The sequence below is a fragment of the Comamonas odontotermitis genome (assembly GCF_014207855.1).
GTDB classification, from domain to species: domain Bacteria; phylum Pseudomonadota; class Gammaproteobacteria; order Burkholderiales; family Burkholderiaceae_C; genus Comamonas; species Comamonas odontotermitis_A.
Map to the genome: position 1 here is coordinate 400,363 of NZ_JACHKZ010000001.1, position 21,869 is coordinate 422,231.

The window sequence follows — 21,869 nt, forward strand, 5'->3', positions numbered from 1 at the left end:
TTTATGTAGCCGGATGGTTGCAAGACAGCATTGACCGCATCGCGACTCCGGCTGTTGGATCGCAACGTGGTCAATGGTCTCGCCAAGCATCTGTATAGATGCCGTGTACGCCATAGGCCGAAGGCCCAAGTTTGTTGGCGCACACTCCGCAGCGCATTGCGCGCCAGGCAGGCTACTCCCCAAAGACAGGGCGCATCATACGCGCAAATCCGATGTTGCGCCGCAACACATACTGCCGCGAGGGAAAATACCAGGGTGCACTTGCGTGAACTGTCAACACACCGTAAGCTGATTCGCCCATAATGGTCGAGCTCTGTGTCTCGTCAGATACACGGGGCGCGCGCGGTGATCCGTCTTGGAAGTTGTCACAGGTTTGTTGATTGCATCAGGCTCCATCGCTTTTATTGTTTTTTTCGGAGTCCTCAAATGGGCAACAAACTCTACGTTGGCAACCTGCCATATTCTTTCCGTGACAGCGATCTGGAAAGCACTTTCAGCCAGTTCGGCTCTGTCTCCAGCGCCAAGGTCATGATGGAACGTGACACCGGCCGCTCCAAAGGCTTCGGCTTTGTGGAAATGGGCTCGGACGCTGAAGCACAAGCTGCTATCGAAGGCGTGAACGGTCAAAACTTCGGCGGCCGCAATCTGGTCGTGAACGAAGCCCGCCCCATGGAAGCCCGCCCTCCTCGTAGCGGTGGTTTCGGTGGTGGCCGTGGCGGCTTTGGCGGTGGTGACCGCGGCGGCTTCGGCGGCGGCGGTGATCGTGGTGGCTTCGGCGGTGGCCGCGGCGGCTACGGCGGCGGCAGCTACTGATCATTGCGCCAGAAACCAATTGCGGTTTTTGGCGATCAAATAACGGGATCTCCCGAATAAAAGGCCTCTTTGAGGCCTTTTTTGCGTTTTGTTGCAGCTTCTGCGCCACACCTAGGGGCATCGACTACACCAAAGGGGATTTTTATGCCAGAAAATAAAGGATGGAGTACCCCTCCACTGGGCTATTGCGGTGAATGATCAGTTTCGTCGTGACGCATTGGATGATCACATGATTCAGGTATTGCGTTTTACGGGACTCCATCGCGTTATTTAAGAGTTATCAGGAGTCCCTCAATGGGCAACAAGCTTTACGTCGGAAATTTGCCGTACCAAGTGCGCGACAATGATCTGGAACAGGCCTTCGGCCAATTTGGCAGCGTAACCAGCGCCAAGGTGATGATGGAACGCGACACGGGTCGCTCCAAAGGTTTTGGTTTTGTGGAAATGGGCAGCGATGAAGAAGCCCAGGCCGCAATCAACGGCATGAACGGCCAGCCCCTGGGCGGCCGCAACCTCGTCGTGAACGAGGCACGCCCCATGGAGCCACGTCCTCCCCGCACCGGTGGTGGCGGCTTTGGCGGCCCACGTGGTGGCGGCTTTGGCGGCGGCAACCGTGGCGGCTTTGGCGGTGGTGGTGACCGTGGCGGCTTCGGCGGCGGTGATCGCGGCGGCTACGGTGGTGGCGGCGGTGGTGGTTTTGGTGGCGGCGGCTATGGTGACCGTGGCGGCCGTGGTGATGGCGGAGGCGGTGGCGGCTATGGCCGTGGCGGCAATGACCGTGGCTTTGGCGGCGGCGACCGTGGCGGTGAGCGCGATGGCGGCTTCCGCAGCCCTTACGGCAATGGTTCGCGCAACCGTGGCGGTAACCAAGGCTTCGACAACGACGACTATTGATCTGCGCCCGGCACGCCACATGGCGTGCCCTGGCTCTGATTCTCAGCCCCGCAAGGGGCTTTTTTATTGCCTCAATGCGCTAAGGAAACTCTGCAAAACTCCCAGCCGTGGTCTGAACGTGGTCTCGGGCGATCCGCTGCGTTGTCTTTTTCGTTAATAGCTACGGCTATTGCCTTCAAAAGACGCCTTGCGGCTCATCCCGATCCGCGTCCATCCCATCTGGCGAGGGTTTTGCAGAGGTTTCCTAAAGACAAGCAGCGATCGCCAAGAACCTGCTCTAACCACCCGGCTTCCCCGTGCGCTCGGCATGCCGGTGTTTGCGCGGGCGGTTGGCAAGAGCCCTGTCATAGACGGCATTGGGCAACAGCCGCAGCAGCTTGGCCACCAGGCCCATTTGCCAGGGAATCACGCTGTAGCTGCGGCCTTTGGCGATGACTGCATAGGCCTGATCGGCAAAAGCCTCGGGCTGCATCAGAAACGGCATGCCATAGCGGTTCTGGCTGGTAAGCGGCGTGGCGACAAAGCCAGGGCAGATGGTCAACACCCGGACACCGCTGCGCGCCAGCTCCACGCGCAGGCTTTCGCAATAGCTGATGACGGCGGCCTTGCTGGCGCAATAGGCGCCATGGCCGGGCAGGCCGCGGATGCCGGCAACACTGGCAATACCCACCAGCGCACCCGAGCCGCGCGCTTGCATGGGTCGCACAAAGGCGTGAAAGGTTGCCGCCATGCCGATCACATTGGTGGCGTAGGTCTGCGCCATCACGTCCAGGTCTTCGCGCTCCGCCGTGTCGATGCCAAAGCTCACCCCGGCATTGGCCACCACCACATCAGGCAAGCCCTGGCTGGAGAGGCATTGCTCGCAGGCCGCAATGATTTGGTCACGGTCTGCCACATCTGCACTATATATTTGATAGCTATCAGCACTGATGGAATGGTCAGCAGCCCATCGCTTGATTGCATCCACCCGGCGCGCCACCAGTGCCAGCCGCCAGCCAGTCTGGTGGTAGCGCAGCGCCAGGGCCTGGCCGATACCGCTGGAAGCACCCGTGATCAGCACCAGTGGCGCAGCTGCGCCAGCCACCGGAAGGGAAGTTTGCTGCAGAGCAACCATGGCTTACTTGGACGGCACGAGGGTGCCGCGCACCCGGCCTTTGAGCTCGGCCACCTGTGAAAGATTGTTGTAGGTCATGGCATCGGCGGTGAAGCGGTCATTGCCACGGGTGATTTCCACGGGCTTGTTGGAGCTGACCCGCTCGTCATTGACAAAGGCGTGCAGAAAGTCGCCACGGAATTCCATCGGGGGCACGCCTGGCTTGGCAGCCTTGCGCACCACATGTGCATTGCCGAACAGCTGCACTTCGGAGCCATCGGCGTTGGAGAGCGCACGATCCGCTGTGGCCACGGTTTCGGAGCCGTCCTGCCGCACCGAGCGAAGATTGGCCTTGTCGATCTCAAGGGTCTCGGTGTCCATGTAATGGCGCATCGTGGTGCCACGGATTTCGCTGGTCAAGGTGCCGGTGTCGTCAAAGCTGCGCACGGAAAAATCCCGCATGTAGTAATCCACCTCATGGCCTTTGACCGCCACCTCGGCCTCTACCTGGGCCTTGGGCGCATTGCGCACCAGCCACCAGGTTCCCAGCGCCAGCAGGCCCATCAGAAGAATGGGCAGGTAGATGGACATCCAGTCCCAGACGCGTCGAAAGCGAAAATTCATTGTCCGTACCGATCCAGCAGTTTGATGTAGGCGCCAGAGGCCGCCAGCAGCACATCGCAGAACTCGCGCGCAGCCCCTGCCCCGCCGCGCTGCACGGTGGTGAAATGGGCCACGCCACGCGCCTCGGCATGGGCATTGGCTGGAGCACATGCCAGCCGACAGCGGCGCAGCACAGGCAGGTCGGGCCAGTCATCACCAATGGCAGCAGCCTGGTGCCAGTCCAGCCCCAGCTCGGTCAGCATATCCTGCGCGGCAGGCAATTTGTCTTCGGTGCCATAGCGCACCTGTTCCACGCCCAGCGCCGCCAGGCGGTGCCGCAATGCGCGCGAATCCCGGCCGGTGATGACGGCGGGCGTAATGCCCGCTTCGCGCAGCATCTTCATGCCATGGCCATCCAGCGTATGAAAGCGCTTGAGCGTTTCGCCCGCTTCGCTGATGTAGAGGCCACCGTCGGTAAGGACTCCGTCCACATCGAAAAAAGCCACCTTGATGCCTTGCGCGCGCAGCAACAACTCTGCAGGCCATTGCTGGGCAGGCGTGATCGGGCCAGGGGAAATCATCGTCACCATCAAATCACCTTCGCACGCATCAGATCGCCAATATGAATGATGCCAACCAGATGCTTGTCGGTATCGGTCACCAGCACGCTGGTGATGCGGTGGGCCTCCATCATCGCAGCGGCATCTGCGGCCAGGGCATCGGGCGAGATCTGCCGGGGCGAGGCATACATCACCTCGCCTGCCGTCACATGGCGCAGGTCGGCACCCGCTTCGATGCGGCGGCGCAGGTCGCCATCGGTAAAGATGCCTTGCAGCACGCCCTGTGCGTCCACGATGGCCGCCGCGCCCATGCCTTTGGCGCTCATCTCGCGCATCAGCGCGCTGAAAGTGGCATTCGGCAGCACGCGGGGCACTGCATCGCCAGCGCGCATCACATCGGCCACATGGGTGAGCAGACGGCGACCCAACGCACCGCCCGGGTGGGAGCGGGCGAAATCTTCTGCCTTGAAGCCGCGCGCTTCCAGCAAGGCCACTGCCAGCGCATCGCCCATGGCCATCTGCGCCGTGGTACTCGCCGTGGGCGCGAGATTCAGCGGGCAGGCCTCCTTGTCGACATGGGTGTTCAGCACCCAGTCGGCATGGCGTGCCATGGCGGATTCGCGGTTGCCGGTCATCGCCACCACGGGTACGCCCAGGCGCTTGAGCACGGGCAGCAGCACCGCAATTTCAGCGCTCTCGCCGCTGTTGGAGATGGCAAGCACCACATCATCAGCGGTCACCATACCCAGATCGCCGTGGCTGGCCTCGCCCGGGTGCACAAAAAAAGCGGGTGTACCGGTCGACGCCAGGGTTGCCGCAATCTTGCGGCCCACATGGCCGCTTTTGCCCATGCCGGTGACCACCACGCGGCCACGGGTCGCCAGCATGCGCTGCACCACTTGCACAAAATCGTCGTCCAGACGCTGCGCCATGGCAAGAATGGCCTCGGCCTCGATCGAAAAGGTGGATACAGCCAGCTGGAGGATCTGCGCCGCCTGGACCGGGCGCGTGGCTTGTAGAGTGCTCATTGGGGTGATTTTATCGGAGCGCCCCGCCCGGTTGCAGAGTAAGCGCATGTTCACGGCCCGCGAGCCGCCCCACTGCAGCGCAACCGTCGGGAAATCGTCAACTTGTTCCAATCCCAAACGTCGCAAAGGCAGGCTACCTAGCCGTTTGCACTACCATGGCAGCTTGGATCGCCTTCCCCCACCACCCACCATGCAAGCCCCAGACGTCAACGCCTTTTTGCGCCACCATATCCGTACCGTACCCGATTGGCCGGCGCCGGGCGTGCAGTTCCGCGACATCACGCCCCTGCTGCAGAATCCGCAGGTCTTCCACGTCTTGGTTGATGCCTTTGTGCACCGCTACATGGGCCGCGACATGCGGCCCGATGTGGTGGCAGGCCTGGATGCACGCGGTTTCATCATCGGCGCGGTCATTGCCTACCAGTTAAAAGTGGGGTTCGTTCCCATCCGCAAGAAGGGCAAGCTGCCCTTCACCACCGTGGAAGAGACCTACGAGCTCGAATACGGCAGCGCTACCGTCGAGCTGCATGCAGACGCGGTCAAGCCAGGCGACCGGGTGCTGGTGGTGGACGACCTGATTGCTACCGGCGGCACGATGATGGCAGGCAAAAAGCTGCTGGAAAAACTGGGTGCCACCGTGATGGAAGGCGCGGCCATTGTCGATCTGCCCGAGCTAGGCGGCTCGCAGCGCCTCAGGGATGCGGGGCTGCCGCTCTTTACCTTGGTCGATTTTTCAAGCCATTGAGGCCCTGAAGGGCAGTGGCGTACGCGCCCCCCATATCAAAAAAACCATAGCTGATTGCGTCACTGTCGATGGGTTTCGCGCCCCAATCTGCCAGAAAGGCAATGCAGATGAGCGCAACCAGCCATGTTTTTGACCAGCTCAGTTCAAATCGCCGTACTGGGTATTGCTGAGCCCGCCAAAATTGGTATCTGGCGTGGGGACAGGAACGCCTCCTTGCCGAGCCGCCCGGCGAGCACTTTCCACGTGCTGGGCCGCACTCGCACGCGCCGGCACGATGGGTGCAGGGCGTGTGGCCGCAGGCGCTGAGGGCACCACAGGCGCTCCGCCTTCCAGCTCAGGCACGGGGCGAACGGCTGCATCGAGCAACGCCTTCTTGAAAGCCTCGATTTCCGCCTCTTCGATGGGATCGATGCCGTGCGTCGCGGGCAGAACCGTTGCATTGCCAGCAGCGCCTGCATTTCCAGCCAATCCTGCACCCGGGTTTTTGCCAGCGAAGGCGCCCACGGTACTGGCAGCAGAAGCAGATGCCTGCCTGGCCTTGCCACTGGACAACCCCAGCTGGCCGTTGAGGCGCCAATAGACCGATGTCACCAGAATTTCAAATCGGGTCTTGGCGGAATAAGCGATCAGCGCCTCGATCTGGCTGAGCTTGTCTGGGCTGGCGGAAAACTGCTCCGACAGGTCGATCATCACGATGAACTGCGTCGCCCGCTTGTCGAGCGCCAGCACTTTGAACTTGTAGCCAGCAGAAAGAATGCCCGAGCGCACCATCGATTCACGCACGGACGAATAGACCATTTCCCGCCGGGCAGAGCGCTCCCCCGGGCGATGGGTCATGTCTGCAGCATGCGGCGCAACCAGAGGCTTGGGCCCCAAGGGGGCAGCTGCCTGCGGATCGTGCTGTGCAGTACGCAATGATTCCGCAAACACCGACGGCTGCGCGGCATCAATCCGCACAGGCAGCTTGCTGGATTTGCCAAACCATCTGGCAAAAAGAGACATGCCGATTCCCTACCCAAATCTGTTTTTATGGAGACCCAATCGTTTGCTTCTTAACGCAACAAACGTTTTCAATTGTAGAGGCCTGTGCTGGATCAATGACGGAAAAATCTATCTGTGCGTTGACCAACAACAGCAATTATGTGGTGGCAACGCGTCGTTTTCTGTTGCCCAGGCGCTTGGCAAGTACCGAGCCCGCAGCCATGGCCAATGCCACTGCCACGGTAGGCTGGCGGTTGCACAGCTCTGTAAATCGGATATTGGGCAGGCCCCACAGGCGCGTAGCCGAAACCGCCTGCACCGTGGCGTTGCGCGGGCGGTGCGAGAAGAAAGCGCCCTCTCCCACAATGGAGCCGGGCCCCACGATGGCGAGGCGAATGCGCTGCTGCTCGTCTTCAAAATGCACACTCAGGCTACCGCTTTCGACGAAAAACAAGGTGCGCTCCTGGCTCCCCTGCTGAAACAGCACCTGCGAGGCCGCAAGGTTCGTTGGTGCCAGATATGGTGCCAAAATCTCCCACTGCGCATTGGTCAGCGGGTTGATCATGCTTTCTTCGTCCTGGCAATTGTTGATGGCAGCGATCAGGCTACCGATATCGGTTGGGGTGTTCACCATGCAATCTCTCCTCCCAGATCCAGGCACGCTAAGGCGCTGATCTGCTTCAATTTTTGTGTTACATCCAATCTAACCGACTCGCTGATGTTTTCTTTTGCAGCAGCGAAACAGTTTGTAAAAAATTATCTTCTACAGCCCACCTCCCATGCAATCTCCTGCCTGTCACGCGCGGGGGCAGGCTGCCAACCTCCCATGAATGCTTTGTTCGACGCCATCGCCACCATGCCCGTGTGCAAGGATGCGCAGCGCCTCTTCCATGGCCGCGGCGGCCTGTATCCCGGCTGTGAGCACCTGTCTCTCGACATCTTTCCGCCCGCCATCGTATTGACCAGCTTTGCCCCGCTGGAGGATAGCGATCTGCAGACCATTGGCGACGCGCTGCTGACGCGCTGGCAACAGATCCACCCCGACGAGCCGCTCACCTGGGTATACCAGTGCCGTGCATTGGGCGCGGCACAGACCCGGCTGGTGCAGGGCAACCTGCCTGATCCGCACACCGTGCAGGAAGACGGCGCCCACTATCTGGTGCATGTGCTGCGCGGCCAGAACCACGGCCTGTTTCTGGACATGGCCGCGGGCCGAAGGTGGGTGCGCCAGTACATCGCGCGCCAGCCCGATCCAGGCAAATGCAAGGTGCTGAACCTGTTTGCTTACACCTGCGCCTTTTCGGTGGTGGCCCTGCAGGCAGGTGCAGGCCAGGCGATCAACATCGACATGGGCAAGGGCGCGCTGGCCACGGGCCAGCAGAACCACAGACTCAACCAACTGGCAGGCGGACAATTCTGGCCGCACGATATTTTCAGCAGCTGGGGCAAGATCACCCGCACGGGGCCGTACCAGCTGGTCATCATGGATCCGCCCAGCTACCAGAAGGGCAGCTTTGTCGCCACCAAGGACTACGCCCGCCTGATCAAGCGCCTGCCCGACCTGCTGGTGCCTGGCGGCCATGCGCTGCTCTGCCTCAATGCGCCGGAGTTGCCGCTTTCCTTTTTGACAGAGCAGATGGCACAGATCGTGCCGGAGCTGGAATTCATCGAACAGGTCGCCAACCCGGCTGTGTTTGCCGATGTATCACCCGACAAGGCTCTGAAGGTACTGGCTTACCGCATGCCCGGCTGAGCTTTGTCAAGAACGAAGTTGGATGGGCGTACATCAGTCCTTGCCCAAGGGCGCAGTGAACAGCAGTGGCGTCGGGTCGGGAAAGATATCGCGCCACACCGGGGCGAATGCCAGCTCGCCTACGCCGGGCGCTTCGCTGAAGTCGGGCAGCGCCAGCAGGCACAGCTGTAGATGCAGGTGTGGGAGCCACCAGCCGTTTTCGTCGAAATCGCCCAGCTTGGCAAACTGCGTACCAGCCGCGATGGCATCGCCCGGTCGCCAGCGCCTTGCCGTGCGATGGCTCAGGTGGCCCCAGATGCTGTAGAAGGCGGAACGGTCATCACCCTGGCCTGGATCGTGGCGCAGCACCAGCATGCCGCCGTAATCGAGCCGCTCGTCGCGCACCTCGGCCACCACCACTTCTGCAGCAAGCGGCAGGGTCAGCGCCGTGCCGGCAGGAGCAAACAGGTCCAGCCCCAGGTGGCAATCGCGCATCACGCCGTCCAGCCGGCTCGAACGGTAGTTGTCACTTTGGTAGACGCAGCGCTGCTCCATCCAGTCGCCTACGCCAATGGCAAAACCGGCTTGCTGCTGCAGCGCCGCATAGGCGGCTACCGCGCCCGCGCGGTCCATGGTGGCACTGGCCCGCGCCACGGGCGAATCCGCACTGCGCAGGTCGACATAACCCGTGCGCGCCTGCTGCAGGCCCGGCATCAGGCCGCTCCAGCTGCCACGGTGCTGTGCGAGCCATGCATGAAAGGCCGCTGCCTGTGGCACGGCAGCCAGGCCCTGCTGGTGGCGCGCAATGGCAGCAGCAATCGGATCGACGCCCGCAACCTGCGGGGAGTTGAAAGGAGCAGTGGTCATCAGAAGGGAGGGGAAGGGCATGCAAAGGCTATCCAGCCGATCCGCACATTGTGCTTTCTGCCATCCATGGCAGCAATGCGGCGCTGTCCGCTGCGCAACCAGGGCGGCTGTGTTGGCTATTTCCCGATGCAGAAGCTGGAAAAGATCACGCCCAGCAGATCGTCGGATGTGAATTCGCCAGTGATGGCGTTGAGCGATTGCTGTGCCAGGCGCAGTTCCTCGGCCAGCAGATCGAGCGCGGGACTGTCCACATGCAGTTGCTCGTGGGCACTGTCCAGGTGTTCCTGCACCTGCTGCAGCGCCTGCACATGGCGGGCGCGCGCAATATAGGTGCCTTCGGCAGCCGCTTGCCAGCCAGCCATGGCCAGTAGCTGCCTGCGCAATGCATTCAGCCCGTCGCCGGTCTTGGCCGAAAGAATCAGCGGCTCATCGCCTGCTGTATCTGCAGGCGCATGAATAGCTACAATTTTTGATGCCTCAGCACTCATCTGGCGGGCGCTGGTGGCTGAAAACGCATCTGCCTTGTTCCACACCTGCATCACCGGCACGCTGGAAGGCAATTGGCCACGCAAGGTGGTTGCAATCTGTGCATCGGCGGCGCGGTAATCGTCTTCCTGCATGCGCGTGAGGTCGTGCAGAAACAGCACGGCATCGGCGCTGGCGATTTCTTCCCAGGCGCGGGCGATACCGATGCGCTCTACCTCGTCATCGCTCTCGCGCAGGCCGGCGGTATCGATCACATGCAAGGGCACGCCTTCGATCTGAATGGTTTGCGCCACTTTGTCGCGCGTGGTGCCCGCAATCGGTGTGACGATGGCAAGCTCCGCTCCCGCCAGCGCATTGAGCAGCGAGCTTTTGCCCGCATTGGGCTGCCCGGCGATCACCACCTTGATCCCTTCGCGCAGCAGTGCGCCCTGGCGCGTGCGCTGCATCACGCCCTGGAGAGTGCTACGCAACTGATCGAGCTGGCCGTAGGCATCGGCCTTTTGCAGAAAGTCGATCTCCTCCTCGGGAAAATCGAGCGTCGCCTCCACCAGCATGCGCAGGTGGATGAGCGCATCGCGCAGGCGATGAATCTCCTGCGAAAAAGCGCCGGTGAGCGAGCGGCTGGCGCTGCGCGCGGCCGCTTCGGTGCTGGCATCGATCAGATCGGCAATCGCCTCGGCCTGGGCCAGGTCGATCTTGTCGTTCAGAAAGGCGCGCTCGGTGAACTCGCCCGGCTCGGCCAGGCGCAGGCCCGGCAAGGTCGTCTGGCCATTGGCAGCAAGGGTCTGCGCGGCTTCCAGGCAACGCGCCAGCAGCAACTGCAGCACCACCGGCCCGCCGTGGGCCTGCAGCTCCAGCACATCTTCGCCGGTATAGCTGTGCGGCGCCGGAAAATACAGCGCCAGCCCCTGGTCGATGGCCTGCCCGTCTGCCGCCTTGAAGGGCAGATAGCTCGCCTCGCGCGGCTTGAGCGCCTTACCGCACAACAACTGCACCAGCGGCGCAATGGCCTTGCCCGACACCCGCACGATGCCCACGGCCCCCCGTCCGGGGGCGGTGGCAATGGCAACAATCGGGTCTTGGTGGCGGGCAAGCATGGGCGATTCTCGGGCAGATTCAGGCAAAAGGCTGCAGCGCAAGGCTGCACACTACAGATTTAATAGCTTTTGGCGCACGTTGGTTGTGCGTCAAAGGCCATTTTCATTCAAAACAGCGGATTCAATGCCTCTGATTATCGGCGCGCACGGTCAGTGGCGCTGCCCAGCAGGTTCACCGTTGCAGGAAAAAAGAAAAAGCCTGCTCGCGCAGGCTTTGGTTTTGGGATTTGGTTTTCGTACGCGGCTTGAACCTGCTTACTTGATGGTCGTCCAGGCCGGAATCGGGCGCGCATCGGCGCGGTACACGGTGTCGATGCCCTTGCGCATGGCCCAGGGGAAGATCTGGTGGTGCACAGGGATGGTGTAGAAATTGTCCTTGGTCATCTTCAACGCATCGTTGATCAGCGCATCACGCTTGGCCGGGTCCGTCTCGGTCTTCATCGCGTCGATCTTGGCATCCAGCTCCTTGTCGGCAATGCGGCCGCCGTTGTAGACGCCGCCGCCCGCGCTGCCCTTGCTGTGGACCAGCGCATCCAGCGTGTAGAGCGCGTCAAACGTGGCCACGCCCCAGCCGAACAGGTAGGCGTTGGGGTCGGAGTTCATCACACGCGTCACGTACTGGGCCATCGGCGTAGCCTGCAGGCTCGTCTTGATGCCGATGCGGGTCCACATGGCGGTCACCGCCTGGCAGATCGCCTCGTCGTTCACATAGCGGTCGTTCGGGCATTCCAGCTTCAGGTTGAAGCCATTGGGGTAGCCTGCTTCGGCCAGCAGCTTCTTGGCGCCTTCCACGTCGTATTTGGCAGCACGCTGCTCCAGCTCCTTGCTCCAGCCATGCACCATGGGTGCAATCATGGTGCCCGCTGGGATGGACATGCCACGCATGGTGCGCTTGTGCAGGCCTTCGGTGTCGATCGCCATGTACATGGCCTTGCGCACCTTGATGTCCTTGAGCGGGTTCTTGCCCGCCGTGCCAGCGCCTGGCAGCTCGTCGCGGAATACATCCAGGCCCAGGTAGATGGTGCGGTTTTCCGTGCCTTCCAGGAGCTTGAGCTCTGGGGTCTTCTTGATGCGATCCTGGTCCTGCGGTGGCGGGTCAACCATGAAATCGACCTGGTTCGAGATCAGCGCAGCAGTGCGGGTAGCGGCCGATTTGATCGGGGTGAAAACCACTTCGTCCACGTTGCCGGTGGGTTTGTCCCACCAGTTGGGGTTTTTCTTGAGGGTCAGCTTCACATCAGGCTGCCAGCCCGTCGCAATGAACGAGCCCGTGCCGTTGGTGTTGCGGCTGGCAAAGGATTCTTCCTTGCCTGCGTAATCCTGGGTCTTGACGGAATTGTTCTTCTCGGCCCAGGCCTTGTTCATGATGCGCGCCTCGGTCAGCTCGCGCAGCAGGATGGGGTTGGGGCCCTTGAGGATCAGATCGACGGTGAAATCGTCGACCTTCTTGACCTCCTTGACGCTCTGGGTGGAGCTCATCATGTTCGATGGTGGCGTCATGATGCGGGTCAGAGAAAACACCACATCATCGGCCGTGAACGGTGCGCCGTCATGGAATTTGACGCCCTTGCGCAGCTCAAAGCGCCATTGCGTTGGGCTCACTTCGGTCCATTTGGTAGCCAGCGCGGGCTCCAGCTGGAAATCCTTGCCATAGCGCACCAGCGGCTCGTACACCTGCTGCAGGAAAGCGTGCGTGGTCTGGTGGTTCTGCGCATGGGGATCCAGGGTCAGGATGTCGTTGGCGCCAGCCCAGCGCAGGGTTGCCGCTTGTGATGCACCCGCGCACACCAGCACTGCCAGCGCCAAGGCGCTGCGTTGAAAAACCGAAACTTTTGCCATACATCAACCCCCATGTTGTTTAACAACGATCTGAACAGACCATGCTAACGAAAAAACGGCCGCAAATGCGGCCGTCCTGGGGGCTGATGCGGGAATGCCCGCCTAGGCAATCCCTGCATTGACAAAGCGCTTACTTGAACTTTGGCAGATTGAACTGCGGCGGCACACCCATGCGCTTGTTGATGATCCACTGCTGGGCAATCGACAGAATGTTGTTGGTGCACCAGTACAGCACCAGGCCCGCTGGGAAGAAGAAGAACATCACACTGAACATCAACGGCATGATCCACATCATCTTGGCCTGCATCGGATCAGGCGGCGCAGGATTGAGCGCCGTCTGCAGCAGCGACGACAGGGTCATCACGATCGGCAGGATGAAGAACGGATCGGGGACCGACAGGTCGTGAATCCAGCCGATCCACGGCGCGTTGCGGATTTCCACGCTCGACTGCAGCACCCAGTACAGCGCCATGAACACAGGGATCTGGATCATGATCGGAAAGCACCCGCCCATCGGGTTGACTTTCTCCTCGCGGTAGATACGCATCATCTCCTGCTGCATCTGCTGCGGCTTGTCCTTGAGGCGCTCGCGCATCTCCATGATGCGCGGATTGATGGCCTTCATCTTGGCCATCGAGGAGTAGGCCTTGGCATTGAGCCAGTAGAAGGCGATCTTCAGCAGCACCACCAGCGCCACGATAGACCAGCCCCAGTTGCCAATGAAGGTGTGCAGCTTGGACAGCAGCCAGTACAGCGGCTTGGCCAGAATCGTCAGCCAGCCATAGTCCTTGACCAGCTCCAGGCCCGGTGCCATGGATTCAAGCATCTTCTCGACCTGCGGGCCGACAAAGAGGCGCGCTTCCACCGCCTTGCTCTGGCCCGGAGCGATCTGGCCCAACTGGGTAATCTCACCCACCGAGTACAGGTTGTTGCCAGCCTTGCGAGCGTAGATGTCGCGCTGCGTGCCCTGCGGCAGCAGCCAGGCGCTGGCAAAGTAGTGCTGCACCATGGCCACGTAGCCGTTGTCAGCCTGCTTGTCCAGGCTGTCGGTCTTGCCGTTTTCGATGTCCTTGAAATCGACCTTGTGGAACTTCTTGGCCTCGGTATAGACCGCAGGGCCGGTGAAGGTGGAATAGAACATCGATTCGCCAGAAGGCTTGTTGCCGTCGCGCGTGAGCTGCAGGTACAGCTGCGGGCTGACTGCCGCGCCGCTGGTGTTGACCACATCCTGCTTCAGGCCGATGGCATAGTCGCCGCGCTTGATGGTCCAGGTCTTGACCAGCTTGACGCCACCCTGCTCAGGCGATTCGAACACCACATTCAGGCTGTCCTGGCCTTCTGCCAGCTCGCGCGGGCCTGGCTGCAGCTTCATCACCGTCTTGTGGGTGGGGAAGTTGCCACCGATCAAGCCGGTCTGCGCCACGTACACGCGGGCAGCGCTTTCATCCAGCAGCTTCACAGGCTTGGTCTTGTCGTCCTGGTCGGCATACTTGAGCAGCTCGGCTCCGATCAGCGAGCCGCCTTCGCCATCAAAGGTCAGGCGGTACAGATCGGTCGTCACCGTCACCTTTTCGCGCTGAGCGGCAGCAGGCGCAGCGTCGCCAGTGGCAGGCACATTGCTGCTGTCAGCAGGCGCCGCCTGAGCCACAGCGGGCACGCCGGCCTCGGTCTTGGCGGCATCCGCAGGGGCAGACGCAGCCACCTCGGGCGTCGGGAAGAAAGTGGGTTTGCGGCCATTGTGGATTTGCCACTTGTCCCACAGCAGGACGAGTGAGAAACCAAATATCACCCACAAAATGGTGCGGCGAATGTCGTTCATGAAGACTTCTCGGAGGGGGAAGAGGATGAATCAGCAGGAGTTACCAAACGGCTGAACCAACGAGGGTGCGAGGGAACCGGATCCAGGCCGCCCTGGCACCACGGATGGCAGCGCGCCAGGCGGCGCACGGTCAGATAGCTTCCCATGGCGGCGCCATGCTGCTCCAGCGCTTGCAGTGAGTAGACCGAGCATGTGGGCTCGAAGCGGCAGGCAGAACCCAGCCAGGGGCTCAGCAGCAGCCGGTAGCCACGTACCAGTCCGATCAGCAAACGTTGCATCATACGCTATTGCCCAGTAGCAGTGCCGTCGCGCTCAGGGAGCGCATCGCGTGTGTTTTTCTGTGCCCGGGCAAACAGTTGCAGCAACTCGGCACGAACCGCCTTTTTCAGGACATCCGAGCTCGGGCTGATGAATTGCTTGCGGTCAAACGTGCTGCGCAGACGCACCACATGGGCGTGGGCCGGCAGCTGCAGCGCTTGCTCGGCCGCGACGGCATAGATCTGGCGCTTGATGGTGTTGCGTGTAACGGCGCGGCGCGCCCAGCGCTTGGGCACCATGGCACCCAACCAGACGCCAGGCAACGCAAAAAGGGCCTGTGGTGCTGCCTCACTGGAAGGCAGGACACCAGGCCCTGATGGGGAGGCAGCTTCACTGCCAGAGGATGCGACGGTCAGATCCAGCCGGTGCAGCGCAAAATGCGCTGTACGTGCAATGGTTCCGCCCGCCATGGCGGCCTGAAACTGGGGTCGTGTCTTGAGGCGATGCACCGGAGCACTACCTGGCGCCCTTCGTCAGAGCGCCTAGGCCACCCAATCAGGCTTAGACGGCCAGACGCTTACGGCCCTTGGCGCGGCGTGCGTTGATCACAGCACGGCCACCCTTGGTCTTCATGCGGACGAGGAAACCGTGGGTACGGGCGCGGCGGACTTTGGAAGGTTGGTAAGTACGTTTCATGATGCAATTCCTAGAGAGGCTTGGTTCCGGTTTGATGGCAACCGAGCCGCTCACCCACATCCAAAAGGTATGGGAGGCGCTACAGTGACCAAGCTCAAGCCCTGCTCAAGCGCAACACCGGTGAAATAGTGCACGTCACCTGACAAAGATCGGCATGCTGCCGCCTCTTTTTCAAATTTCGCGCGCGTAAAAATTCGCCCTGCATGCAGGGAAACCGCAAATTATCGCAGTGTTTGTCAAGCTTGGCAATTGCTTGGGCTTTTTAGGCGGTTTTTCGGTAATATGGCTGGGTTTCCCACATGACGACCCGATTCGCCTCCTGCCTTTGCGGTCAGCGTTTTCATGGATGCATCCGTCATGTGGATAACTTTTGCACAAGCTACAATAGCCGGTCGATCAACATTCCCCCTTATCCACAATAACAAAATTGGGTGGGGAAGAATATTTCCGCGAGATACGCAATGGATGAAGCCAGCCTGGGCCAAGGTCTGTGGCGCGCAGTTGTAGAACAACTGGCCCAAGAAATGCCCGAGCAACAGTTCAACACCTGGATCAAGCCGCTGACCGCTGTCGTGTCAGACGACTTGTCCAAGGTCACGCTCTATGTCGCCAACCGGTTCAAGCTGGACTGGATTCGCGCCCAGTATGCCGGGCGCCTGGCCGCCATGCTGGAAGAAACCTATGGCCAGCCCGTCGCCATCGAGTTGGCCATTGCCCAGCGCGATGCTGCCGTGCGCACCGTGGTGCGCCCGGTACGCACCGGCGCGCCAGCGGCGGGTTACGCGAGCGGCACCTCGTCCGGCATGGGCCTGGGCCCCTCCTATGGCCCGGCCAGCCGCAGCGGTGGTGGTTACCAGCAAAATGCGCAAGATTATGGCGGTGACGGCTTTCGGGGCAATGCTGCACAACATGCGGCACAGCACGAGGTTGCCCCTGCCGCGGCGAGCGGTAACAGCTCTGAAATCGATAGCATCAACGGCAGCGGCAACTTCCGCAACCGGCTCAATCCCGCCCTCACCTTCGACACCCTGGTGGAAGGTACGGCCAACCGTATGGCGCGCTCGGCCGCCATGCATGTGGCAGCTTCACCCGGCCACCTGTACAACCCGCTGTTCATCTATGGCGGCGTGGGCTTGGGTAAAACCCACCTGGTGCACGCCGTGGGCAACAAGCTGCTGGCCGACAACCCGGACGCCAAGGTTCTCTACATCCATGCCGAACAATTCGTCTCGGATGTGGTCAAGTCCTACCAGCGCCGCACCTTCGACGAGTTCAAGGAGCGCTACCACTCGCTCGACCTGCTGCTGATCGACGACGTGCAGTTTTTTGCCAACAAGGACCGCACCCAGGAAGAGTTCTTCAACGCCTTTGAAGCGCTGCTGGCCAAGAAGAGCCACATCGTGATGACCTCCGACACCTATCCGAAGGGGCTGGCCAACATCCACGAGCGTCTGGTGTCGCGCTTTGATTCGGGCCTGACAGTGGCCATCGAGCCGCCTGAGCTGGAAATGCGCGTGGCGATTCTGATCAACAAATCACGCGCCGAAGGCACCGAAATGCCCGAGGAAGTGGCGTTTTTCGTTGCCAAAAACGTGCGCTCCAACGTCCGCGAACTTGAAGGCGCGTTGCGCAAGATCCTGGCCTACTCGCGCTTCAACCAGAAAGAGATCTCGATCCAGCTGGCGCGCGAAGCGCTGCGCGACCTGCTCTCGATCCAGAACCGCCAGATCAGCGTCGAAAACATCCAGAAAACCGTCGCCGATTACTACAAGATCAAGGTGGCCGACATGTACAGCAAGAAGCGCCCGGCCAGCATTGCCCGCCCGCGCCAGATTGCCATGTACCTGGCCAAGGAGCTGACGCAAAAGAGCCTGCCTGAGATTGGCGAGCTGTTTGGCGGCCGCGACCACACCACGGTGCTGCACGCCGTGCGCAAGATTGGTGGCGAACGCCAGCAGCTGACCGAGCTCAACCAGCAACTGCATGTGCTGGAGCAGACTCTGAAAGGTTAACCAATGGAAACTTTCGCTTTACCCGAAACAATCGTTTTCGCAAATCGTCTGCTTGGCGCAGGCACAATGGCAGATGGGACAGGGGCAGAGGGGGCTCCTTGCATGGCTGCTGTCCGTAACAACTCCGCAATTTGACAAGAGGTTGAAATGATTATCCTCAAGGCCACACAAGACAAAGTCATCGCAGTTCTGCAATCGGTCGCCGGCATTGTCGAGCGGCGCCATACCCTGCCCATCCTGGCCAACGTGCTGATCCGCAAGACCGGCAACGCGCTGCAGCTGACCACCAGCGACCTGGAAATCCAGATCCGCACCACCGCAGAGCTGGGTGGCGACATGGGCGACTTCACCACCACCGTGGGCGCGCGCAAGCTGATCGACATCTTGAAGACCATGCCTGGCGACCAGACCGTGAGCCTGGAGACGCAGCAGTCCAAGATGATTCTCAAGGGTGGCAAGAGCCGCTTCACCCTGCAGACCTTGCCCGCCGAAGACTTTCCGCTGGTGCAAGAGGCACCCTCGTTCGGCCCCGTGTTCAGCGTGCCGCAAAAGGTGCTCAAGGACCTGATGAGCCAGGTCTCCTTCGCCATGGCGGTGCAGGATATTCGTTACTACCTCAATGGCATCCTCTTCGTGGCCGAAGGCAACACCCTCAGCCTGGTGGCGACCGACGGCCACCGCCTGGCGTTCTCCAGCGCCACGCTGGATGTGGAAGTGCCCAAGCAGGAAGTGATCCTGCCGCGCAAGACCGTGCTGGAGCTGCAGCGCCTCCTGAGCGACGCGAGCGGCGACAACCAGCCCGTGATCGAGATGCAGTTTGCCAGCAACCAGGCGCGCTTTACCTTTGCAGGCATGGAATTCGTCACCAAGCTGGTCGAAGGCAAGTTCCCAGATTACAACCGCGTCATTCCGCGCAACCATCCCAACAGCGTGACCCTGGGCCGCGCTCCGCTCCTGGCCAGCATGCAGCGCACGGCCATCATGACGAGCGACAAGTTCAAGGGCGTGCGCCTGACCATCGAGCCCGGCACGCTGCGCATTGCAGCCAACAACGCCGAGCAGGAAGAGGCCATGGACGAGCTCGACATCGACTACGGCGGTCCATCGGTGGAAGTCGGCTTCAACGTCACCTATCTGATCGACGTGCTCTCCAACATGAGCCAGGACATGGTGCGCATCGACTTTGCCGACAACAACAACTCGGCCCTCATCACCAATCCGGAGAACGACAGCTTCAAGTACGTGGTGATGCCCATGCGCATGTAAGCGCATTGCTCCTGAAAAGAGAGCTTGCAGCGCTTTCTGCAACTCTCTTTGTGATAGTTAGATATTTGAATTCAAGACAAGACAGGTGCCTCTAGCTCCTGTTTTTGCAGTACCAAGGCAGCTTCATGACCGCAGAAAACCAGCCGGAACAATCTCCCAGCACGCCAAGCACCCCTGATGCAGGCGGCTACGGCGAAGGCGCCATCCAGATTCTGGAAGGCCTGGAGGCGGTGCGCAAACGCCCCGGCATGTACATCGGCGATACCTCCGACGGCACCGGCCTGCACCATCTCGTGTTCGAGGTGGTGGACAACTCCATCGACGAAGCGCTGGCCGGTTACTGCGACGACATCCTCGTTACCATCCATGCCGACGGATCGCTGTCGGTGGTAGACAACGGCCGCGGCATCCCTACCGGCGTGAAGATGGACGACAAGCACGAGCCCAAGCGCTCGGCGGCCGAAATCGCCCTGACCGAGCTGCACGCGGGCGGCAAATTCAACCAGAACAGCTACAAAGTCTCGGGCGGCCTGCACGGCGTGGGCGTGTCCTGCGTCAACGCACTGTCGGTCAAGCTCAAGCTCATCGTGCGCCGCGAAGGCCAGGTTCACCAGATCGACTTCTCGCGCGGCCATGTACAGAACCGCCTGATCGAAACCGTCGATGGCGTCGAAGTCTCGCCCATGCGCATCGTTGGCACCACCGAAAAACGCGGCACCGAAGTGCACTTTCTGCCCGACCAGGAAATCTTCAAGGAAAACTACGAGTTCCGCTACGAAATCCTGGCCAAGCGCCTGCGTGAACTCTCCTTCCTGAACAACGGCGTGCGCATCCGCCTCAAGGACGAGCGCGACGGCAAGGAAGACGACTTCTCCGGCGCTGGCGGCGTGCAAGGTTTCGTCAACTTCATCAACGCCAACAAGAAGGTGCTGCACCCTACGCCCTTCTACGCCACCGGCTCGCGCCCGGCGGAATCCTACGGCGGCATTCCCGGCACCGAAATCGGTGTGGAAGTGGCCATGCAGTGGAACGACGGCTACAACGAATCCGTTCTCTGCTTTACCAACAACATCCCGCAACGCGACGGCGGCACCCACCTCACCGGCCTGCGCGCCGCGATGACCCGTGTTATCGGCAAGTACATCGAACAGAACGAGCTAGCCAAGAAGGCCAAGGTGGAAGTGACGGGCGACGACATGCGCGAAGGCCTGTGCGCCGTGCTGTCGGTCAAGGTGCCTGAGCCCAAGTTCAGCAGCCAGACCAAGGACAAGCTCGTCTCCAGCGAAGTGCGTGCGCCGGTCGAAGACATCGTCGCAAAGACCCTGGCCGAATACCTGGAAGAAAAGCCGAACGACGCCAAAATCCTGTGCGGCAAAATCATCGACGCAGCCCGCGCCCGCGAAGCAGCCCGCAAGGCCCGCGAAATGACGCGCCGCAAAGGCGTGCTGGACGGCATGGGCCTGCCCGGCAAACTGGCCGACTGCCAGGAAAAAGACCCTGCCCTGTCTGAAATCTACATCGTCGAGGGTGACTCCGCAGGCGGCTCGGCCAAACAAGGGCGTGACCGCAAGTTCCAGGCCATCCTGCCACTGCGCGGCAAGATCCTGAACGTGGAAAAAGCCCGCTACGAAAAACTGCTGTCCAGCAACGAAATCGTCACCCTGATCACCGCACTGGGCACCGGCATCGGCAAGGCCAGCGAAGACTCGGGCAAAAGCAACAGCGACGACTACAACCTGGCCAAGCTGCGCTACCACCGCATCATCATCATGACCGATGCGGACGTGGACGGCGCCCACATCCGCACCCTGCTGCTTACCTTCTTCTATCGCCAGATGCCCGACCTCGTGGAGGCCGGTCACATCTACATCGCCCAGCCGCCGCTGTACAAGGTGAAAAACGGCAAGGAAGAGTTGTACCTGAAAGACGGCCCGGCGCTGAACCAGTTCCTGCTGCGCGTGGCGCTGCAAGGCGCCAATGTCGCCACCGGTGGCGACACTCCACGCACCATTGAAGGCGAAGAACTGGCCAAACTGGCCAACATGCACCTGGCGGCAGAAACCGTGATCGAACGCCTCTCGTCCTACCTGGACGCCGAAGCGCTGCGCGCCATTGCCGATGGCGTGCAGATCAAGCTCGACACCCTGCAGGACGCCATGGACTGCGCCCCGGTGCTGGAAGCCAAGCTGCGCGAGTTGACCACCACCGGCGTGCCCGCCGAAGTGAGCGGCGAACTCGATCCGCATACCGAAAAACCCATCCTGCGCATCAGCCGCCACCACCACGGCAACATCAAGAGCTCCATCATCACGCAGGAGTTTGTGGAAGGCCACGATTACGCAGCCCTGGCTGCCGAAGCGCAGAACTTCCACGGCCTGCTCGCAGAAGGCGCCAAAGTCACCCGTGGCGAAGGCGAAAAAGCCAAGATGGAAAAGGTAAGCGACTTCCGCCAGGCCATGCAATGGCTCATCAGCGAAGCCGAACGCACCACCGCCCGCCAGCGCTACAAAGGCTTGGGCGAAATGAACCCCGAACAGCTCTGGGAAACCACCATGGATCCCGAAGTGCGCAGCCTGCTGCAGGTGAAGGTCAACGACGTCATCGAAGCCGACCGCGTGTTCACCATGCTAATGGGCGACGAGGTGGAGCCCCGCCGCGATTTCATTGAAACCAATGCCCTGCGAGCAGGCAATATCGACGTGTGATTTTGTGTCGAGTCGTAGGGCGCCGTATTGTTTGCGACTCACGACACAATTTTGCGACTGGACGCCACAAACCAAGCGACAGACCTATCTTTAGCCGTTAAATGGTAAGTCTGTCTTGGCATAGCCAGTAAAAAAGAGCTCGGATTCCTCCGAGCTCTTTTTTTACATTCCGTTATGGCGGGATTGCAGCGATTGATGCTTACCGAGTCCGCAGCATGAATGACTACCGTTTGCCAATTAGCAGTTACCTCGAGTGCCACATGGGGAGTCCTCCAATGGCTGCTTTCATGTGAACAGCAGTCAGTGGCTTGTGAACTATCTATAAACCGTTGCCCCTGAGAGAACTTCGGTTCTCGACTTGCATAGCCGGTCGCA

At 60.9% G+C, this 21,869-nt stretch carries 20 protein-coding genes and 1 riboswitch; of the genes, 7 read left to right on the plus strand and 13 right to left on the minus strand.

The features are described from left to right. Positions 1–85 precede the first annotated feature (85 nt). A riboswitch (yybP-ykoY riboswitch) is annotated at positions 86–193 on the minus strand. 233 nt (positions 194–426) lie between these two features. Both HNP33_RS01790 and HNP33_RS01795 read left to right on the plus strand, forming a co-directional pair. Continuing rightward, a complete protein-coding gene (locus HNP33_RS01790) occupies positions 427–813 on the plus strand; it encodes an RNA recognition motif domain-containing protein (protein ID WP_184704621.1) in 387 nt (128 codons plus the stop codon). A gap of 294 nt (positions 814–1,107) precedes the next feature. After that, positions 1,108–1,707 carry an RNA recognition motif domain-containing protein gene (locus tag HNP33_RS01795; protein WP_184704623.1) on the plus strand — a complete coding sequence of 200 codons (600 nt, stop codon included), beginning with the start codon at positions 1,108–1,110 and terminating at the stop codon, positions 1,705–1,707. Positions 1,708–1,984: 277 nt separating this feature from the next. Here HNP33_RS01795 and HNP33_RS01800 read toward each other — a convergent pair whose 3' ends face one another. Genes HNP33_RS01800 through HNP33_RS01815 form a run of 4 tightly spaced genes read right to left on the minus strand, consistent with a single transcriptional unit; the run spans position 1,985 to position 4,991 of the window. Further along, positions 1,985–2,821 carry an SDR family oxidoreductase gene (locus HNP33_RS01800; RefSeq protein WP_184704625.1) on the minus strand — a complete coding sequence of 279 codons (837 nt, stop codon included), beginning with the start codon at positions 2,819–2,821 and terminating at the stop codon, positions 1,985–1,987. Positions 2,822–2,824: 3 nt separating this feature from the next. Next, positions 2,825–3,424 (minus strand): LPS export ABC transporter periplasmic protein LptC, encoded by a 600-nt coding sequence (gene lptC / locus HNP33_RS01805; RefSeq protein ID WP_184704627.1) that lies wholly within the window; start codon positions 3,422–3,424, stop codon positions 2,825–2,827. Further along, a complete protein-coding gene (locus HNP33_RS01810; RefSeq protein ID WP_184704629.1) occupies positions 3,421–3,993 on the minus strand; it encodes a KdsC family phosphatase in 573 nt (190 codons plus the stop codon). The genes lptC and HNP33_RS01810 overlap by 4 nt, the downstream gene beginning before the upstream one ends. Then, the gene (locus HNP33_RS01815) at positions 3,993–4,991 is read right to left on the minus strand and encodes a KpsF/GutQ family sugar-phosphate isomerase (protein ID WP_184704631.1); all 999 of its coding nucleotides are present in this window, start codon (positions 4,989–4,991) and stop codon (positions 3,993–3,995) included. The genes HNP33_RS01810 and HNP33_RS01815 overlap by 1 nt, the downstream gene beginning before the upstream one ends. 190 nt (positions 4,992–5,181) lie before the next feature. On the opposite strand from HNP33_RS01815, the gene HNP33_RS01820 reads away from it, so the two are divergent. Next, positions 5,182–5,736 (plus strand): adenine phosphoribosyltransferase, encoded by a 555-nt coding sequence (locus tag HNP33_RS01820; RefSeq protein WP_184704632.1) that lies wholly within the window; start codon positions 5,182–5,184, stop codon positions 5,734–5,736. A gap of 138 nt (positions 5,737–5,874) precedes the next feature. Here the strand turns inward: HNP33_RS01820 and HNP33_RS01825 are convergent, their stop codons facing one another. Both HNP33_RS01825 and HNP33_RS01830 read right to left on the minus strand, forming a co-directional pair. Beyond that, positions 5,875–6,738 (minus strand): hypothetical protein, encoded by an 864-nt coding sequence (locus HNP33_RS01825; RefSeq protein ID WP_184704634.1) that lies wholly within the window; start codon positions 6,736–6,738, stop codon positions 5,875–5,877. A 136-nt stretch (positions 6,739–6,874) separates the two neighbouring features. Continuing rightward, the gene (locus HNP33_RS01830) at positions 6,875–7,351 is read right to left on the minus strand and encodes a Crp/Fnr family transcriptional regulator (protein ID WP_184704636.1); all 477 of its coding nucleotides are present in this window, start codon (positions 7,349–7,351) and stop codon (positions 6,875–6,877) included. Positions 7,352–7,543: 192 nt separating this feature from the next. Between HNP33_RS01830 and HNP33_RS01835 the strand changes: the two genes are divergently transcribed. After that, on the plus strand, positions 7,544–8,470 hold the full coding sequence (locus HNP33_RS01835; protein WP_184704638.1) for a class I SAM-dependent methyltransferase: 927 nt from the start codon (positions 7,544–7,546) through the stop codon (positions 8,468–8,470). A 33-nt stretch (positions 8,471–8,503) separates the two neighbouring features. Here HNP33_RS01835 and HNP33_RS01840 read toward each other — a convergent pair whose 3' ends face one another. From HNP33_RS01840 to rpmH, 7 genes are all read right to left on the minus strand, one after another. Next, on the minus strand, positions 8,504–9,337 hold the full coding sequence (locus tag HNP33_RS01840) for a peptidoglycan DD-metalloendopeptidase family protein (RefSeq protein WP_184704640.1): 834 nt from the start codon (positions 9,335–9,337) through the stop codon (positions 8,504–8,506). Between the two features lie 95 nt (positions 9,338–9,432). After that, positions 9,433–10,899, minus strand: coding sequence for a tRNA uridine-5-carboxymethylaminomethyl(34) synthesis GTPase MnmE (mnmE, locus tag HNP33_RS01845; protein ID WP_184704642.1), 1,467 nt, complete (start codon positions 10,897–10,899; stop codon positions 9,433–9,435). Between the two features lie 255 nt (positions 10,900–11,154). Further along, on the minus strand, positions 11,155–12,738 hold the full coding sequence (locus HNP33_RS01850) for an ABC transporter substrate-binding protein (RefSeq protein WP_184704644.1): 1,584 nt from the start codon (positions 12,736–12,738) through the stop codon (positions 11,155–11,157). A 130-nt stretch (positions 12,739–12,868) separates the two neighbouring features. Then, positions 12,869–14,557, minus strand: a complete 1,689-nt coding sequence (gene yidC / locus HNP33_RS01855; RefSeq protein WP_184704646.1) for a membrane protein insertase YidC — start codon at positions 14,555–14,557, stop codon at positions 12,869–12,871. Beyond that, positions 14,554–14,838 (minus strand): membrane protein insertion efficiency factor YidD, encoded by a 285-nt coding sequence (yidD, locus tag HNP33_RS01860; protein WP_184704648.1) that lies wholly within the window; start codon positions 14,836–14,838, stop codon positions 14,554–14,556. The genes yidC and yidD overlap by 4 nt, the downstream gene beginning before the upstream one ends. Positions 14,839–14,841: 3 nt before the next feature. After that, entirely contained in the window at positions 14,842–15,324 is a 483-nt protein-coding gene (locus HNP33_RS01865; protein ID WP_184704650.1) for a ribonuclease P protein component, read from the minus strand. Between the two features lie 52 nt (positions 15,325–15,376). Beyond that, positions 15,377–15,511 carry a 50S ribosomal protein L34 gene (rpmH, locus tag HNP33_RS01870; RefSeq protein WP_184704652.1) on the minus strand — a complete coding sequence of 45 codons (135 nt, stop codon included), beginning with the start codon at positions 15,509–15,511 and terminating at the stop codon, positions 15,377–15,379. A gap of 461 nt (positions 15,512–15,972) precedes the next feature. Between rpmH and dnaA the strand changes: the two genes are divergently transcribed. The 3 genes from dnaA to gyrB all read left to right on the plus strand — a co-directional run bounded on the left by dnaA (position 15,973) and on the right by gyrB (position 21,494). Then, the gene (gene dnaA, locus HNP33_RS01875; RefSeq protein ID WP_184704654.1) at positions 15,973–17,523 is read left to right on the plus strand and encodes a chromosomal replication initiator protein DnaA; all 1,551 of its coding nucleotides are present in this window, start codon (positions 15,973–15,975) and stop codon (positions 17,521–17,523) included. Positions 17,524–17,670: 147 nt separating this feature from the next. Continuing rightward, a complete protein-coding gene (gene dnaN, locus HNP33_RS01880; RefSeq protein ID WP_184704656.1) occupies positions 17,671–18,789 on the plus strand; it encodes a DNA polymerase III subunit beta in 1,119 nt (372 codons plus the stop codon). Between the two features lie 125 nt (positions 18,790–18,914). Beyond that, entirely contained in the window at positions 18,915–21,494 is a 2,580-nt protein-coding gene (gene gyrB / locus HNP33_RS01885; protein WP_184704658.1) for a DNA topoisomerase (ATP-hydrolyzing) subunit B, read from the plus strand. The last annotated feature ends 375 nt before the right edge of the window (positions 21,495–21,869 follow it).

What these genes read in the sequence shown, in the direction of transcription:
- HNP33_RS01790 (WP_184704621.1), top strand. Translation starts at nt 427, where the DNA reads ATGGGCAACAAACTCTACGTTGGCAACCTGCCATATTCTTTCCGTGAC.
- HNP33_RS01795 (WP_184704623.1), top strand. Translation starts at nt 1,108, where the DNA reads ATGGGCAACAAGCTTTACGTCGGAAATTTGCCGTACCAAGTGCGCGAC.
- HNP33_RS01800 (WP_184704625.1), bottom strand. Translation starts at nt 2,821, where the DNA reads ATGGTTGCTCTGCAGCAAACTTCCCTTCCGGTGGCTGGCGCAGCTGCG.
- lptC (WP_184704627.1), bottom strand. Translation starts at nt 3,424, where the DNA reads ATGAATTTTCGCTTTCGACGCGTCTGGGACTGGATGTCCATCTACCTG.
- HNP33_RS01810 (WP_184704629.1), bottom strand. Translation starts at nt 3,993, where the DNA reads ATGGTGACGATGATTTCCCCTGGCCCGATCACGCCTGCCCAGCAATGG.
- HNP33_RS01815 (WP_184704631.1), bottom strand. Translation starts at nt 4,991, where the DNA reads ATGAGCACTCTACAAGCCACGCGCCCGGTCCAGGCGGCGCAGATCCTC.
- HNP33_RS01820 (WP_184704632.1), top strand. Translation starts at nt 5,182, where the DNA reads ATGCAAGCCCCAGACGTCAACGCCTTTTTGCGCCACCATATCCGTACC.
- HNP33_RS01825 (WP_184704634.1), bottom strand. Translation starts at nt 6,738, where the DNA reads ATGTCTCTTTTTGCCAGATGGTTTGGCAAATCCAGCAAGCTGCCTGTG.
- HNP33_RS01830 (WP_184704636.1), bottom strand. Translation starts at nt 7,351, where the DNA reads ATGGTGAACACCCCAACCGATATCGGTAGCCTGATCGCTGCCATCAAC.
- HNP33_RS01835 (WP_184704638.1), top strand. Translation starts at nt 7,544, where the DNA reads ATGAATGCTTTGTTCGACGCCATCGCCACCATGCCCGTGTGCAAGGAT.
- HNP33_RS01840 (WP_184704640.1), bottom strand. Translation starts at nt 9,337, where the DNA reads ATGCCCTTCCCCTCCCTTCTGATGACCACTGCTCCTTTCAACTCCCCG.
- mnmE (WP_184704642.1), bottom strand. Translation starts at nt 10,899, where the DNA reads ATGCTTGCCCGCCACCAAGACCCGATTGTTGCCATTGCCACCGCCCCC.
- HNP33_RS01850 (WP_184704644.1), bottom strand. Translation starts at nt 12,738, where the DNA reads ATGGCAAAAGTTTCGGTTTTTCAACGCAGCGCCTTGGCGCTGGCAGTG.
- yidC (WP_184704646.1), bottom strand. Translation starts at nt 14,557, where the DNA reads ATGAACGACATTCGCCGCACCATTTTGTGGGTGATATTTGGTTTCTCA.
- yidD (WP_184704648.1), bottom strand. Translation starts at nt 14,838, where the DNA reads ATGATGCAACGTTTGCTGATCGGACTGGTACGTGGCTACCGGCTGCTG.
- rpmH (WP_184704652.1), bottom strand. Translation starts at nt 15,511, where the DNA reads ATGAAACGTACTTACCAACCTTCCAAAGTCCGCCGCGCCCGTACCCAC.
- dnaA (WP_184704654.1), top strand. Translation starts at nt 15,973, where the DNA reads ATGGATGAAGCCAGCCTGGGCCAAGGTCTGTGGCGCGCAGTTGTAGAA.
- dnaN (WP_184704656.1), top strand. Translation starts at nt 17,671, where the DNA reads ATGATTATCCTCAAGGCCACACAAGACAAAGTCATCGCAGTTCTGCAA.
- gyrB (WP_184704658.1), top strand. Translation starts at nt 18,915, where the DNA reads ATGACCGCAGAAAACCAGCCGGAACAATCTCCCAGCACGCCAAGCACC.